General features: G+C 36.0%; 11 protein-coding genes. All 11 read left to right on the top strand.

Annotation, left to right across the window (positions count from 1 at the left end; translation table 11 throughout):
- Window positions 1-59 precede the first annotated feature (59 nt).
- The 11 genes from D8855_RS09855 to D8855_RS09800 all read left to right on the top strand — a co-directional run bounded on the left by D8855_RS09855 (window position 60) and on the right by D8855_RS09800 (window position 16,656).
- Complete coding sequence (locus D8855_RS09855) at window positions 60-302, top strand: hypothetical protein (protein WP_000627865.1); 243 nt, start codon at window positions 60-62, stop codon at window positions 300-302.
- Between the two features lie 16 nt (window positions 303-318).
- Window positions 319-1,173, top strand: a complete 855-nt coding sequence (locus tag D8855_RS09850) for a VirB6/TrbL-like conjugal transfer protein, CD1112 family (protein ID WP_001054256.1) — start codon at window positions 319-321, stop codon at window positions 1,171-1,173.
- A 53-nt stretch (window positions 1,174-1,226) separates the two neighbouring features.
- A complete protein-coding gene (locus tag D8855_RS09845) occupies window positions 1,227-1,586 on the top strand; it encodes a PrgI family protein (RefSeq protein ID WP_001097589.1) in 360 nt (119 codons plus the stop codon).
- Window positions 1,537-3,894, top strand: coding sequence for a VirB4-like conjugal transfer ATPase, CD1110 family (locus tag D8855_RS09840; RefSeq protein WP_185757589.1), 2,358 nt, complete (start codon window positions 1,537-1,539; stop codon window positions 3,892-3,894). The genes D8855_RS09845 and D8855_RS09840 overlap by 50 nt, the downstream gene beginning before the upstream one ends.
- 11 nt (window positions 3,895-3,905) lie before the next feature.
- A complete protein-coding gene (locus D8855_RS09835; protein ID WP_125417162.1) occupies window positions 3,906-6,719 on the top strand; it encodes a phage tail tip lysozyme in 2,814 nt (937 codons plus the stop codon).
- A 487-nt stretch (window positions 6,720-7,206) separates the two neighbouring features.
- A complete protein-coding gene (locus D8855_RS09825) occupies window positions 7,207-7,662 on the top strand; it encodes a hypothetical protein (protein WP_125417160.1) in 456 nt (151 codons plus the stop codon).
- 2 nt (window positions 7,663-7,664) lie between these two features.
- Window positions 7,665-8,087 carry a hypothetical protein gene (locus D8855_RS09820; RefSeq protein ID WP_125417159.1) on the top strand — a complete coding sequence of 141 codons (423 nt, stop codon included), beginning with the start codon at window positions 7,665-7,667 and terminating at the stop codon, window positions 8,085-8,087.
- A gap of 48 nt (window positions 8,088-8,135) precedes the next feature.
- Entirely contained in the window at window positions 8,136-9,122 is a 987-nt protein-coding gene (locus tag D8855_RS09815; RefSeq protein WP_142999116.1) for an Abi family protein, read from the top strand.
- 147 nt (window positions 9,123-9,269) lie between these two features.
- Window positions 9,270-9,836 carry a PBECR4 domain-containing protein gene (locus D8855_RS09810; RefSeq protein ID WP_125417158.1) on the top strand — a complete coding sequence of 189 codons (567 nt, stop codon included), beginning with the start codon at window positions 9,270-9,272 and terminating at the stop codon, window positions 9,834-9,836.
- A 149-nt stretch (window positions 9,837-9,985) separates the two neighbouring features.
- Complete coding sequence (locus tag D8855_RS09805; protein ID WP_125417157.1) at window positions 9,986-10,396, top strand: thrombospondin type 3 repeat-containing protein; 411 nt, start codon at window positions 9,986-9,988, stop codon at window positions 10,394-10,396.
- Window positions 10,397-10,443: 47 nt separating this feature from the next.
- On the top strand, window positions 10,444-16,656 hold the full coding sequence (locus D8855_RS09800; protein WP_185757588.1) for a DEAD/DEAH box helicase family protein: 6,213 nt from the start codon (window positions 10,444-10,446) through the stop codon (window positions 16,654-16,656).
- The last annotated feature ends 129 nt before the right edge of the window (window positions 16,657-16,785 follow it).

The raw sequence follows: 16,785 nt of genomic DNA, 5'->3' as shown, positions 1-16,785 counted from the left end.
AGAATTCGTGATTTAACTTTTGAATCTAGTTTAAAATAAAAATAGAAAAGAGGAAATAGATGATTACGCATTTTAAAGGTTTTGTTTATGGAGTAGACGCAAGTGCTATGTTTGCACAAGCTATGTCTTTGTTGCAGAAGGGATTGATTGCGGTTGGTGCCTTTCTCGTTGTTGTGGGGATTGTCAACCTTGCAACCAACATTAAAGATGGTGGACCAGGTGTTCGGAATGCCATTCTTGAAATTGTCGGTGGTGTTATGGTAGGGGCTGCTGGAGCCTTTGTAACCCAGATTTCAATTTAGGAGGATAAACAATGACATGAACCTTAGTTTAGTCTCACCCTTTGTTTACCTTGCATCTGAAAAAATATCAGCTGAAAATTTATTTGAAGGATTTAATGTAGATTTACAATCTACGGTAGATCTGATTAAATCCCTATCTAGCTACAATCCAACCGTTTGGACTTACATGTCTAGTATTACTAAAAGTGTCATGCAACCTCTTGGAGTTGCGATTTTATCAGTTGTTCTCATCTTAGAATTTTCGAAGATGGCAAAGAAAATTGCTAACTCTGGTGGAGCGATGACCTTTGAAGCATTAGCGCCGATGTTGATTAGTTATATTATGGTCGCAGTTGTAATTACCAACACTACCGTTATTGTAGAAGCCATCATCGGGATTGCGAGTCACGCCATTGAACAAGTGGCCTCGATTGTGGCTCACGGTGGGGCAAAGTATGATACAATCTCTGGATTAAAGGGGTCAGGATTTATTGGCCGGATGATTGTGGGCTTTTTCGCCCTACTCATTTGGCTTGTTCGAATAGTAAGTGCAGCCATGGTCAATCTTTTGGTATCCATTCGATTTATTCAACTCTACCTTATGATTCCATTTGCCCCTCTTACGATTCCAACATTTTTAAGTGATGAGTGGAAGTCTATTGGTATTGGCTATTTAAAAAATATTATGGTCTATGCGGTACAAGGGGTTCTTATTTTTCTGATTGTTTCTCTTGTTCCTTTGTTTGAATCTGCTGGGAAAATAGCTGTTTCAAATGGTGCAGGAGTCCTGCAATCTCTTGCGATTATGTTTGGTAGTTTAATACAAGCTATCTTACTGATTATTGCCCTCGTTGGTTCTCAACGTACGGCTCGATCAATCTTAGGTATGTAATTAGATAAAGGCTAGGAAGTGATTGCTTCTTAGCCTTTTTAGAAAGGAAAGTCATGAATACACGTGTCTTTAAAGACATCTCAAAATACCAACACAGGGCTTGGTTAGGTTTCACTACAAGACAAATCATCTTTGTTTTACCAGCCTTTATTGTCACAATTATTGTTTTGGGCTTGAATCTCTTTTTCTGGCAATTTGGAGATTGGTTTGTTTACGGTTTTGTGTTTGCTTTTACCATTCCCCTCATGCTTTTTGGAGTCTATAAACCCAATGATTTATATTTTGAACATTATTTGAAATACCGTCTTCATTTTGAACTAACGGTTCCCCTACGCACAATTACAGGAAAGAAAGGACCTGAACATGAAAAGAAAATCAAATACATTAAAGAAACAAAAAACTTCAATGACTAATCAGAAAGAAGTAGTTAAAGGAAAAAAAGAGGAAGTGTTACCCTCAACGGCTAATACTCTTTCCTATCAAGCCCTGTATCAAAATGGTCTGATGCAGGTAAAAGAAGATTATTTCTCACAAAGCTATTTACTTGGTGATGTCAATTACCAGACCGTTGGTTTAGAAGATAAGGGCGCAATCATTGAGAAATATTCTGATTTGATTAACTCTTTAGATGACCAAACCAACTTCCAATTGACCATCTTTAATAAAAGATTGAATTTAGAAAAGTTTAGACAAAGTGTTTTGTATGAGGAAAAAGAAGATGGATATGATACCTACCGTAAAGAATTGAATCGGATGATGAATCAGAATTTAGACAGTGGGGAAAATAACTTTTCAGCTGTGAAACTGATTAGCTTTGGTAGAAAGGATTCTAATCCCAAACAAGCTTATCGTTCCTTGTCTCAAATTGGAGAATATTTCAAGAGTGGTTTCTCAGAAATTGATGCTCGCTTTGAATCCTTGGCTGGAGAAAACCGTGTGAACTTGTTGGCGGATATGCTTAGAGGAGAACATCATCTTCCTTTTTCTTACCGTGATTTAACGAGATCTGGTCAGACAACTCGTCACTTCATAGCCCCTAATCTCTTGGATTTTAAAAACAAGAATTACCTACAAATCAATGACCGCTTATTACAGATTGTCTATGTGAGAGACTACGGCATGGAATTAGGAGATCAGTTTATCCGAGACCTCATGCAAGGAGATTTGGAATTGATTGTGAGCCTCCATGCTCAAAGTTCGACCAAGGCGGATGCCATGAAGAAACTACGAACAAAGAAAACCTTGATGGAATCCCAAAAGATTGGGGAACAACAAAAACTAGCTCGTACAGGTATCTATTTGGAAAAAGTAGGCCATGTATTAGAAAGCAATATCGATGAAGCCGAGGAACTCTTAAAAACCATGACCGAGACAGGAGATAAACTATTTCAAACAGTCTTCTTGATTGGGGTCTTTGGTCAGGATGAAGAAGAACTTAAACAAGCCCTAGACACGATTCAACAAGTGGCCGGCTCAAATGACCTAATGATTGATAAACTTCCATATATGCAAGAAGCAGCCTTTAATAGTTTGCTGCCATTTGGTTGTGATTTTTTAGAGGGAATATCACGGAGTTTATTAACATCTAATGTAGCAGTGAACTCTCCATGGACTTCAGTAGATTTACAAGATCGTAGTGGGAAATATTATGGTATCAATCAAATCTCAAGCAATATTATTACTATTGATCGCAGCCTATTAAATACACCATCTGGTTTGATTTTAGGAACATCTGGAGCTGGGAAAGGGATGGCAACCAAGCATGAGATTATCACGACCAAAATCAAGGAATCTGGTGAAAATACTGAAATTATCATCGTGGATCCAGAAGCAGAATACAGTGTCATTGGACGAGCTTTTGGAGGAGAAATGATTGATATTGCGCCAGATTCCCAAACCTATCTCAATGTACTTGACTTGTCTGATGAAAATATGGATGAAGATCCTGTAAAGGTAAAATCAGAATTTCTTTTATCCTTTATCGGCAAGTTATTGGATAGAAAAATGGATGGAAGAGAAAAATCAATTATCGACCGAGTCACTAGACTTACCTATCAGTCATTTAAAGAGCCTTCTTTGGAAGAATGGGTCTTTGTCTTGAGTCAACAGCCAGAAGAAGAAGCGCAGAATTTGGCGCTTGATATGGAACTGTATGTCGAAGGTTCTCTTGATATTTTTTCTCATAAGACCAATATTCAGACAGGATCTAATTTCTTGATTTATAACGTTAAGAAGTTAGGAGATGAGCTGAAACAAATCGCTCTTATGGTTGTTTTTGATCAGATATGGAATCGTGTCGTTCGGAACCAAAAATTAGGGAAGAAGACCTGGATTTATTTTGATGAAATGCAGCTTCTCTTATTAGATAAATATGCCAGTGATTTCTTCTTTAAATTGTGGAGTCGTGTCAGAAAATATGGAGCCAGTCCGACTGGGATAACCCAAAATGTCGAAACCTTATTGTTAGATCCAAATGGTAGACGGATTATTGCCAATAGTGAATTTATGATTCTCCTCAAGCAAGCAAAAAATGACCGAGAAGAACTGGTTCAACTCTTAGGCTTGTCAAAAGAACTCGAAAAATACCTTGTCAATCCAGAAAAAGGGGCAGGACTGATAAAAGCTGGTTCCGTTGTCGTACCCTTTAAAAATAAGATTCCTCAAGGTACTCAATTGTTTGATATCATGAGTACGGATCCTGATAAAATGGCTTCTAACTAAGGGGAAGTAGAATGAAGGATAAAAGAAAAATCATACGTGCCCGAAAGGCATTTAGAAGAAGCCTAAAAGATGAGAAAAAATTCTTGAAACAAGGAAAGAAGGAGGTGAAGAAACAGAAAAAAGATTCCTCTGTACTGGATGAAAAAGCATGGAAAAAAGAGATAAAAGAAAAGCTAGAGGAGATGAGAGAAGCTTCAAAGGAGAGAGTAAAACAAGCAAATGAAGACTACAATCATATTCTTCAAAATAGTCCTCCATCTCTTTTGAATCGCAAAGAATTAAGAGACAGACGGTTGCCTCATGCTAGGAAACGATTGAAAATAGCCAAGAAGCAATTTAGAGAAGCCAAGGTAGAAGCAAAAGAAGAAAGAAAAGAGAGTCGTAAAGAAAGAAAAACCAATCAAAAATTTCTCTACGGTCAGGAATCGAAACAGAAATCTAATTTTTTCTTTCAAGGGAAGAGTTTAGAAGAATTAAAAGCTAAGAAAGAAGTCAAGGCCGCCAAAGAGAATCTAAAATCTACTAAACAAGCCTATAAGTCCAAAAAAGTCAGTAGGAAAGCCAAAACTTTTCTTTATGTCCTTGGACGTGAAGGTGGGGAGTTAGCTTCAGAAAATGAAGATTTAGAAGGCTATCGCACACTTCAAGAGACCATTAGAAAAGGAAAACGCTACAGTCGGCTTTCTTATAACCTTGGAAAAGCTAGTGTCAAAACAGGACAAGCAACAGGTCGTTTTACCAAGAAAAGACTGACCAACACAAAAGAGCGATACCATCATTTTAAGGATGGAAAAGGATGGAAACTAGCGAAAGAGAATCCAAGTTCCTTTAAAAATCGGTTTCGAAAATTAAAGAAACAAGGTCTTACAAGTGTCCGAAATATCTATCAAAAACTAAAAGCAGCCTTTTCCTTCTTTACATTTGCGGCTGGAAATCCTGTAACCTGGATAGTTGGAGGAATAGTCTTTCTTCTTTTACTTATGATGAGCTTCTTTTTAGGATTTTCATCTGCTAGTTTGATTCAACAAGATGAATTTGAATTAACAAAAGCTTATACCCACTTAACTTGGGAAGACGCAGAACATACTCGTACAAATGACAAAGGCATTACCTATTACACAAAAGTTGATGATGTGATGGGGTATATGAACTTTAAATTCCATGACTATGAGTTACACAAACCAGTTCACTTATTTAGTTCAGAAACTTACAAGGATTATCTGTCTACTTTGTGGCATGATTTAAACGATGGGGAAGATTTGAAATCCATGCAAGACCTCTATGAAACTCCTAAGTATAAACTATCGAAAGACGATCAAGAGGAAATAAAGGAACTAAAAGAAGAGGGTGTGTATGCTTCCATGCAGGAATTGGACAATCCATTTGAGGGGAAAAGCAACGAAGATAGTCTAACCATGACTTATCGTTATGGATACTATGATTTAGATGGGAAACCTACCCTTCAGGAGTACATTCTACTAGAAGCGAAGGCTCACCAAACAATTGTCGCACCAATGGATGGAGTTGTATCTCTAGATGGCGACAATATTATTCTCACTAACGGAAAAGGAGAGAATGAGAGTCGATTGACCTTGTATTCTATTCATAATGGCCGTGCGATTGAGGGGACAAGAGTCCTAACGGGTGATATTATTGGTGAAACACCAGACGATACAGGTTTGAAAGTTTCCTATCAAAAGTATAAGAACAAGAAAGAAAAATTGGTGTATGTCAATCCGCAATTTTATTTTCCAAAAGTCATTCAACTTCAGACAACTATCTTACCTGCCATTGGTCAGTTTGGTGGGGATGAGTTTGAACGAGCAAAACATATTTATGAGTTTTTGAAATCTCAAGGGGCAAGTCCCCAAGCCATTGCGGCTATTTTAGGAAATTGGTCGGTAGAATCTTCTATCAATCCTAAACGAGCTGAAGGGGATTATTTATCTCCTCCAGTTGGCGCTACCGATTCCTCATGGGATGATGAAAGCTGGTTAGCGATAGGAGGGCCAGCCATTTATAGTGGTGCTTATCCTAATATCCTTCATAGAGGTTTGGGGTTAGGTCAATGGACGGATACCGCAGATGGGTCAACACGTCATACAGCTTTGTTAAATTATGCACGCACCCAAAATAAGAAATGGTATGATTTAGACCTCCAACTTGATTTTATGCTTCATGGGGATAGTCCTTACTATCAAAGTTGGTTAAAGGATTTCTTTAAAAATACGGGTAGTGCAGCCAATCTCGCCCAACTCTTCCTTACCTATTGGGAGGGAAATTCTGGTGACAAACTACTGGAAAGACAAACTAGAGCAACGGAATGGTATTATCAAATTGAAAAAGGCTTTAGTCAAACAAATGGAGGACAGGCAAAAAGTGACCCACAATCCCTTGAAGGGGTTCGTGGGGACTTGTATGATCATTCTGTTCCTGGTGGTGGAGATGGTATGGCCTATGCCTATGGACAATGTACATGGGGTGTTGCGGCTCGTATGAATCAATTAGGCTTAAAATTAAAAGGAAGTAATGGAGAGAAGATTTCAATCATTAATACCATGGGAAATGGTCAGGACTGGGTTGCGACAGCTTCAAGTCTTGGTGGGGAAACTGGCTCTACACCAAGAGCAGGTGCCATTGTTTCTTTTGTGGGAGGTACACATGGCACACCAGCAGACTATGGTCATGTGGCTTTTGTAGAGAAGGTCTATGATGATGGTTCTTTCCTTGTGTCTGAAACTAACTATGGTGGCAACCCTAACTATACCTTTAGAAAAATCTCTCAAGCAGATAGTGCCATCAGTTTTGCTTATACTACGAAATAGAAGAGTTTACACTTGAAATTTTAACCATTTTCAGGTAGAATAAATAGTGTAGATGAGTAGTCGGCTCATGGTCAATCTGATAGTAATCTTGGACATAAGGGCCAAGCGGTGGCGGACACCAGAACGAAATCCGATAGCAATCTTGGACGTAAGGGCCAAGCGGTGGCAGACACCAGAATAAACCGACTGACTAGGTGGCTTACAGACTCTGTAAACCGCCTTTTTTGTAGGCTCTTTTTCTACAACAAAATTGGCTCCATAATATCTATAGGGGATTTACCCACTACAAATAGTATAGGGCTGTTTTTTGTTATGTGACTATTAGTATGTCTTGTTTCGCAAAGTGCAGAAAATGCGAGATAGTGGCTGTACCACTCACTTATTCATCCTGTGTTGTGTCTTGAGTGAAATGAAGGGATGAATTATAGAAATGGATTATTTTGTTTCTTTATGTTACAATGAATTAAAGAAATGGTAGGAAGAATCTATGGAAGAAAAATCTCTTGTAGTGAAAGTGAAAAATTTTCTAACAAAAACAGAAGATGAAAGAGAAGTGTTAAATTACTCTATCAAAATAAAAGAGTACTTATCTATGACACATGAAGAATTTCAATCAAAGAAAATTATGGTTGAAACAAAATTAGCAACTATGAAGGTGAAATTTACATTTTTTATTTCAGTTCTTTTAATTGCCTTTTTATCTGGATTTACTGATAAGATGTTTAAATTTTTAAATACTATTAGTGCTAAAATGGTGTCAGTTATACCTGAAGAAGCTTCAGTCTTTGATAGAATTTTTGTACTATCAATTGTTTTATACCTCATTATATTATTAGTAGCTTTATTCGTGGTTCTATCTTATTTAAAGGGATATTTTAATTTAATTAAGGAAGAAAAAATAATAACTCAAGCTAGCATTATGAGAGAAAACAAAGGAGAATAAAGTTGATTAAAAGATTGATTAAAAGACTGTGGGAGCAACTTCCAGCTCAAATTCTATCACTCTTAATATATTTAATATTTGTTGTTGTTTATTTATTGAAATTACATGGATTGAATAATTTATTATTGAAAACATATCCATCAGCTTCACCATTAAAGATAATTGCTCATAATAATAACCAACCTTTATTATATATTATAGGAGCGATATGTTTCTACATAGTTGGAATCCTCTTGATAGTCTATTTTATAAAAAGTATATCTGAAGTAGTATTGGAAGGAACAATATTTTTGATTATTTCCGCAGTTATAATCCTCATTTGTTTAGGTTTAATATTTGTGTGTATTCACAATCCAATATTGAAAGCATTTTTGGCTGTTTTGGGAATTGGTGGAGTTGTTATGGGAACTATCAGTCAATCTTAAAAGTAGGATATATAGTGGCTATAGCTTTAGAAATAAAAGGTAGTATATATGTCTAATATGAATTTAAAACCTAAGAAAACTGTGGAAGAAATAGTGGATAAAATGAAGAAAGATAAGGGCATTACTTTTAATTATATGAGTAGGTTAAAAGCAATCGAATTTTTATCCAGTACAAATAACTATTTACGAACGGCATCATACAGAAAAAATTATCAAAAATATACTAATGGTTCTAATAAAGGGAAGTATATTGGATTAGATTTTGCTTATTTAGTTGAACTTAGTGTTATTGATATGCATTATAGATTCATGGTTCAGAAAATGTGTTCAGATATTGAACATAGTATTTGTGTGCAATTAATAAAAGATATTGAGGACAATGAAGATAAAGATGGTTACGATGTAGCTAAAGAATTTCTTGATAATCATAAAAATGAGGATAAGAAAATTGCATCAATGATGGCTGCTTTGCACCCTAGTGACCTTATTAGTAAGTATTTTACTGTTGAATGTAGCGAAACTGGTTATCATAGTATTACAAACTATGACGATTGTCCTATTTGGGTTTTATTAGAGTTATTAAGTTTTGGTTCGATAATAAATTTATACGCTGAATATTATCAAAGTCAAACAGAACCATATATTCCTATTAAAATTTTAAATTTGGTACGTAGTTTGAGAAACTCAGCTGCTCATAATAACTGTCTTTTGTTTAACTTAAATTCTAATACAACTATTAGTCCTCAAGAAATAACTTTATTTATAAAGGAATTAGGAGGCTTTACCACATCTCAAAGGCAAAAACGATTATCATCTCGGGTTGTACTAGAATTTGTAGCTCTAATCTATGTATATGATAAAGTTGTTAAAGGGAAAGTTAAAAAGCATAGATATAGAGAGCTAGAATCATTAATTAAGGGTAGAATGAGAGAGAAAGCAGATTTTTTCAAAGGAAATGATTTGATTATAGCTACATATAAATTTATAGAAAAAGTAACTGAAAAAATTATTCAAAAAGATAAAGATTTTATTTGACGAATTAAAAAAAGATTGATATAATGGAACCACCAAATAAAAATTTTAAATTTTTGACGGGGCAGCGGTAAGACGGTGTCCTATTTTTTGTGACATATAATCGCGTGAGGGATTTGTTGGATAGTAGAACCTTTTTGTGAGGAAAATATGGCAAATTCTAGAGATTATCGTAATCCAAATTACACCGAAAAAATAAAACTTCAGCGTTTTTTTACTCAGTTACAAATTGCGGCTTCTTTTTTTAAAGAACACTTTGTTGGCAAAATCATGTATTATGAAACGGAAATAGAAAGTGTTGAACTTCATTTTTCACCTACTAATTTCATGAACCTATGTGGTATTGATTACCGAAAAGGTGCAGGCAGTTTCTTTGACGATTGTTTAAATAGACATGTCATAATTGATGAGTTGAAAATAAAAGAAGATGGAACCACGATGCAAAAGTTACAAGTTTTAGGATCCATTGAGGAGTTATTGGGAAACCATGTTCATCTAACTGGTTCAGGACGTTATTTGTATTTGGAGTTTGATTATGCTCTACGTACAAGAAAACAGATACTAGCATTAACATTGAAAGAGACATCAAGGAAAATTGTTCCTCAATCTTTATTAGATTTGAAGAGAAAGACAGTATTTCCAAAAGGTCAAAAAGTAATTTCAATTTACTCAAAACATTTACAAACGTCGGAACTTTTTTATTATTTAAAAGATTAGTTTACATATCTTTTGTGGCATAAAACATATTTTTATCATTATAAGGAGTACGCAGTTTAGCTCGTTCTCTTTTTTGTTGTGATACTTCTTTCAAGGAATATTTGGTAGGATTGGGGTGAAACAAGATTAACTAGGAAAGAAGGTAGTATATGGAAACCATTTATCAACGTGATTCGGATCAAGATGGATTAACTGATGCTCAAGAATTGGCGCTAGGAACCAATCCTCTTAGCGCAGATTCTGATGGTGATGGTCGTTCAGATTTATTGGAAATAGAAGGAGGAACCAATCCCTTAGAAAAGGATTTTCAAGACATAGACCAAATAAGTATAACTGAACCGTCATCAGTATTTGTGGAAATGAAACAAAAGATTTCAGATATGATGGAGAGTCACTACAAGGAATTTATACAGGCACTGATTAGTATTGAAACAGGGATTGAAAACCAACAAGACCTTGAAGACTTATATACTTACTACATGAGAACAGATGCCGTTTCTCTTTTGTCTAGTAATTTAGAAACCAGTCCTCAAGAGGTTGAAATGGAGATAGAGTTGTAGGGGAATCATGTGATTCTCCTATTTTCGTATAGATGAAAGGAGCGAGTATGGAAGTAATGCAATTATTGGCTATGTTTCGTGGAACAATTCCAAAAGATAGGGAGAAAATGGACCTATTTCTTCGTTATCAAGCGCAACATTTTGATGAGAAATGGCAGGATTTGGTAGAGAGTTTTTTGGCTGAAGAGGGCAAGATAGAAGAGATACCTCATGTGTATTCGTTTCATCAAGATATTATTTCTTTCCTAGAGGCTAGTTCTGAAAATAATGACCAAGATTTAGAAAGTTACACAAGAAATTTTGGACAAGCAGGTCTAAGTAAATTATCTCAATTAAGTAATTTTGAGAAAAACTTGGTGCTAGAAGTCGCAACCTATAACCTTTCCACTCGATTTTACATCCAATCTGAAAAAGAGAAGTTAGAACCATTAAGTGAGCTTGTATGTCATCAGAAACAGGATGTCAATTTAGTCAATGTCTATCGGGTTGCGAATAATCTATCTGACCGTGTTAGTAGAGATATAGAGGAATTTCTTCTAATGGTTGACTCAAAAGAGCTTAAAAAAGAAGTTCTTGAGATTCATTTTGAAGAAAAAGAGGGAGATGTTCTAGCTTATTTGGGTTCAGAATTGATGGCTACTTTAGATACCGTTACGGATCTTGTCCATCATGAAGAAAACTACCAACAACTTCCACTGACACAAAAGCTGAAGATTATTACTCATTTTGATGAAGTAAAAGCTATAAGAGAAAAGTCTGATCAAGTAGAGGGATCTTTATCTCCTTCAAGTGATATTGAACAGGAAACGGAAGAAACGAACTCCTTTTCTAATGTCGATAAAATTGTAGAAGAAGCTTTGAGGGAATATCCAATCGGTTCACAAGTAAGTTATAAAGGACAAGTATTTCAGTTGGTTTCGATTGAAAATGCACAGTTAAATGACTTAGTTCGCCTAGAGCTATTCAATGATTCCAAGCAGTTATTTGAAGAGAATCCTATCTTATACTTGAACAGTTTGGAAGAGATTGAACAAGTATTGTCTCTTGTAGAACTTGAAAAAGAAGATTCAGAGATTGAGATTGATTCATCAAGTGAAAGTCAGGAAATAGATTTGTTTTCCTACCTGGAAGAAGAAAATGAAAAGGATAAGGAAACAGAAACGCTTATTGTAGGTATTGAAGAGACGGATGTCCCTGTTCTAGATTTTGTTTTTCCAGATGATTTAGAGGATTTTTATCCTAAGACAAATCGAGAAAAAATTGAAACGAATATCGCCGCAATTGATCTTGTTAAAAGATTAGAAAAAGAGGGACGACAAGCGAATCCAGAAGAACAAGAGCTACTAGCCAAGTATGTCGGCTGGGGTGGTCTTGCCAATGAATTTTTTGATGAACTCAATCCAAAGTATGAAACAGAACGTTTAACTCTTAAGAGTTTAGTAAGTAAATCAGAATACTCCACCATGAAACAAAGTTCTCTTACAGCCTATTATACAGACCCAATGATCATTCGCCAGATTTGGCAAAAATTACTGGATGATGGTTTTGAGGGAGGAAGGATATTAGATCCTTCTATGGGAACTGGGAACTTCTTTGCGGCTATGCCTAGAAGTATACGAGAGAAATCAGAACTCTATGGGGTTGAATTAGACAGTGTGACAGGCGCAATCGCAAAACAACTCCACCCCAATACCCATATTGAAGTGCGAGGATTTGAAGAAGTTCCCTATCAAAATAATAGTTTTGATTTAGTCTTAACAAATGTTCCATTTGGAAATTTCCGCATTGCCGATAAAAACTATGATAAACCTTATATGATTCACGACTACTTTGTCAAACACTCACTTGATTTAGTAAGAGATGGAGGACAAGTTTCGATTATCTCTTCTATTGGCACAATGGATAAGCGGACAGATAATGTCTTACAAGAAATTAAATCCAACACTCATTTTTTAGGGGGAGTTCGTTTGCCGGATACGGCTTTTAAAAAGATTGCAGGTACTCGAGTGACCACAGACCTCCTCTTCTTTCAAAAGGATCAAGCAAAGAATCTTCATGAGGAGGAACTTGTTTTTAGTGGTTCTATTCCCTTTGAGGAGGATAAGCGTGTCTGGATCAATCCTTATTTTGATGGGAAATACAATACACAAGTTTTGGGCCAATATGAGGTACGTAATTTTAATGGAGGAACTCTCAATGTTAAGGGGGTATCAGAAACATTAGCTACTGACATAATGAAAGCATTCGAGAATGTGGAAGCACCTAAACAAATTGACAATTCTTTGAAAGCACCTGTTTTTATCCAAGAAGAAGTGGATAATTCTATCCCAAGTCGTATACGTGAGGACTTAGCGCTCTATTCTTTTGGATATGAGGGAAATCAAATTTATTACCGAGATACGCATGGCATTCGGAAAAGTTCAAAAGTAGACGAAATTAGTTATTATGTAGATGAGAAGGGAGATTTTAAAGCTTGGGACAGTTCTTTGTCTGAACATAAAATAGACCGATTCGTGCAACTTCATTTGACAGATGAGGAAGCACTAGATGTATACAAGTCAGAAGAAGCGAGTAAAAGAGGGAAATATAAGGGACTGTTCAAAAAAACTGTCTTTTATGAAAGTCCCTTATCGGATAAGGATATTAGTCGCATTAAGGGTATGGTTGATTTGAGAGAGACCTATCAAGCCTTAATTGAAATTCAACGTCATCCAGATTATAATCGGACAGATTTTCAGGTATTACTTAGTAAACTCAATCATGACTATGACCGCTTTGTAAGTCAATTTGGATACTTGAATGCCTCAGTCAATCGGAACTTATTTGATAGTGACGACAAGTATTCCCTACTAGCTAGTTTAGAAGATGAGTATATTGATTCTAAAGACCAGAAAGTAAAATATAAAAAATCTTTAGCCTTTGAGAAAGCATTGGTTAGGCCAGAGAGAGTGATTGCAAAAGTTTCAACGGCTCTAGATGCCTTAAACTCCAGTTTATCGGATGGTAGAGGGGTTGATTTAGACTATATGGTATCAATTTACCCTGAACATAGCCAAGCTGCTATTTTAGATGAGTTAGGTGACCAGGTTTTAATGGATCCAGAAAGCTATTTAAGAGGGGAAAGAAAATATCTTTCTAAGAACCAGTTTTTATCAGGAGACATTCTCAACAAGATAGAAGTAGTTCAACTATTAGTGGAGGAAAACAATCAAGAATGTGACTGGTCTCATGCTTTAGATTTGTTAGAATCTGTTCGTCCTCCACGGATTCATCTGGCAGATATTGAGTTTAAAATAGGGTCACGTTGGATTCCTCAATCCGTTTATGGTAAATTTGCCTTTGAATGTTTTACCAATCGTGAATTTGAATTGTCTTCGCCTGATGTTGAACAAGTCATTGAAGTGAATCCTGTCGATGGGCAGGTTCATTTAAGGACATCATTTGCTTATCGCTATCCAAGTGCCAAAGATAGTAGTCTTGGAGTTAGTGGGTCACGTTATGATACAGGAAGAAAGATTTTTGAGAATTTACTTAATTCGAACCAACCGACTATTACTATGACTGTTACGGAAGGAGAAAAGAAAAAGACCATCACAGATTTGGAGAAAACCTCTGTTCTAAGAGCAAAAGAGCAGCATTTACAAGAACTCTTTCAAGACTTTGTCTCACGGTATCCAGAAGTCCAACAAGTCATCGAAGAAAGTTACAATCGTCTTTATAATCGAACGGTTAGTCGAGAGTATGACGGTAGCCATCTAGTCATTGATGGCTTGGCACAAAACATCAGTCTTCGCCCTCACCAAGAGAATGCCATTCAAAGAATCGTAGAAGAAAAAAGAGCCTTATTAGCTCATGAGGTAGGTTCAGGAAAGACCTTGACCATGCTTGGTGCTGGGTTTAAATTAAAGGAGTTGGGGATGGTTCATAAGCCCTTGTATGTAGTACCTTCTAGTTTGTCTGCTCAATTTGGCCAAGAAATCATGAAATTTTTCCCTACTAAAAAGGTCTTTGTGACCACTAAGAAAGATTTTGTGAAGGCGAGAAGAAAACAATTTGTGTCACGTATTATTACAGGAGATTACGATGCCATTGTCATTGGGGATTCTCAATTTGAAAAAATACCTGTCAGTAAGGAAAGACAGATGAATTATATCGAGGATAAACTCAATGAACTACGAGAGATTAAAACACATTCTGAAAATAAGTATACAGTTAAAGAAGCGGAACAATCAATAAGTGGTCTAGAGAAACAATTGGAAGAACTCCAACGCTTTAATCGTGATAGCTTTATTGATTTTGAGAACTTAGGAATTGATTTTCTCTTTGTGGATGAAGCACATCACTTTAAAAATATACGTCCAATTACGGGACTTGGAAATGTAGCAGGGATTACCAATACAACTTCTAAGAAGAACGTGGATATGGAAATGAAGGTTCGACAGATTCAGGAAGAACATGATTTTAAAAATATTGTCTTTGCGACAGGAACACCCGTTTCAAATTCTATTAGTGAGTTATATACTATGATGAACTATATTCAACCAGATATCTTAAAACGCTATCAAGTTGATTATTTTGACTCTTGGGTAGGTGCTTTTGGAGAAATTCAAAACTCTATGGAATTAGCTCCTACAGGGGATAAGTACCAACCTAAGAAACGATTTAAAAAGTTTGTCAATCTACCTGAGTTGATGAAAATCTATAAAGAAACAGCCGACATTCAAACACAAGATATGTTGGATTTACCTGTTCCAGAAGCTCATATTATCCCTATTGAGAGTGAGTTAACTGAAAACCAGAAACTCTATTTAGAAGAATTAGTTATGAGGTCAGATATGGTCAAATGTGGAACAGTTGATCCGAGCCAGGATAACATGTTAAAAATTACGGGTGAGGCACGAAAACTAGCTATTGATATGCGTTTATTGGACTCTAGTTATAGTCTAGCAGACAATCATAAACTGCTTCAGGTAGTGGATAATGTTGAAAGAATTTATCGTGAGGGAATGGAAAATAAGGCTACTCAGATGATTTTTTCAGATATTGGCACACCTAAGAAAAAGGATAATGGTTTTGATGTCTATTCTGAAATAAAGGCTTTATTAGTTGATAGAGGAATCCCTAGTAAGGAAATTGCCTTTGTACATGATGCTAATAGTGATGAAAAGAAGAATAGTTTGTCTCGAAAGGTTAATGCAGGAGAAGTGCGGATTCTCCTTGCATCAACTGAAAAAGGAGGAACAGGTTTAAATGTTCAGAGCAAGATGAAAGCAGTTCATCACCTGGATGTTCCGTGGAGACCAAGTGACATCCAGCAACGCAATGGACGGATTATCCGACAGGGAAATGAAAACAAGGAAGTGGATATTTACCACTACATTACTAAAGGTTCGTTTGATAATTATCTATGGGCAACTCAGGAGAACAAACTCCGTTATATTAAGCAGATTATGACTTCTAAGGAGCCGATTCGTGCTGCAGAAGATATTGATGAGCAGACCATGACAGCTTCTGATTTTAAGGCACTAGCAACAGGTAATCCTTATCTCAAATATAAGATGGAATTGGAGAATGATCTAACCCTATTAGAAAATCAAAGACGCGCCTTTCAACGCAGCAAGGATCACTATCGTCATACAATCTCTTACTGTGAAGAAAATATACCCATTCTTGAGAAACGATTAAGCAAGTATGATGGAGATATTCAACAGTCTGAAATATCGAAAGACCAGGCATTTTCTATGACAGTAGGCAAGCAAGTTTTTGAGCAAAGAGCTGAAGCAGGGGAATCCCTACACCGTCTTATCCGTCATAATCAAGCCGACAGCAAAGAATTCCGAACCCTAGCAAGCTATAGAGGATTTGACATTAAAATGCTTAGTCTTCCAACAAATCAACCTCTTCCTGAAACCTTCTCTGTTAAGATTGTAGGAGAAAATCAGTATTCTGTCAGTTTAGATTTGTATTCTCCTTTGGGGACAATTCAAAGACTTCAGCATACGATTGATCACATCAAGGAGGATCAAGTGAAAACTCAGAACTTATTGGATGAATTAAAGGATAAATGGACTACTGCTAAGGTAGAAATTGAGAAAAATTTTCCAAAGGAAGAGGATTATCAAACTAAAAAGGCCGAATACGATGTACTCGCGCCATTGATTGAAACAGAAACGGATTTAGATATTATTGATCAGGCCTTAAGACAATTCCATGAAAAAGGAAACGAAAAGCAAGAACAACTTTCTTTTGAATTGGATTAAAAAATAGATATAAATAGCGGACAAGAAAAGAAAAACGCGGTAGAATAAAGATAGAAAGAACGAGGTAACGATTATGATGGAAGATACCTATTATCAATTAGAAGAGGCTTTGGTACAGGGATTTCAAAC

The organism is Streptococcus mitis (genome assembly GCF_003942685.1).
Taxonomy (GTDB): Bacteria; Bacillota; Bacilli; order Lactobacillales; family Streptococcaceae; genus Streptococcus; species Streptococcus mitis_CD.
The sequence above is the reverse complement of the archived record's forward strand: the minus strand, read 5'-3'. Positions and strand labels throughout refer to the sequence as shown.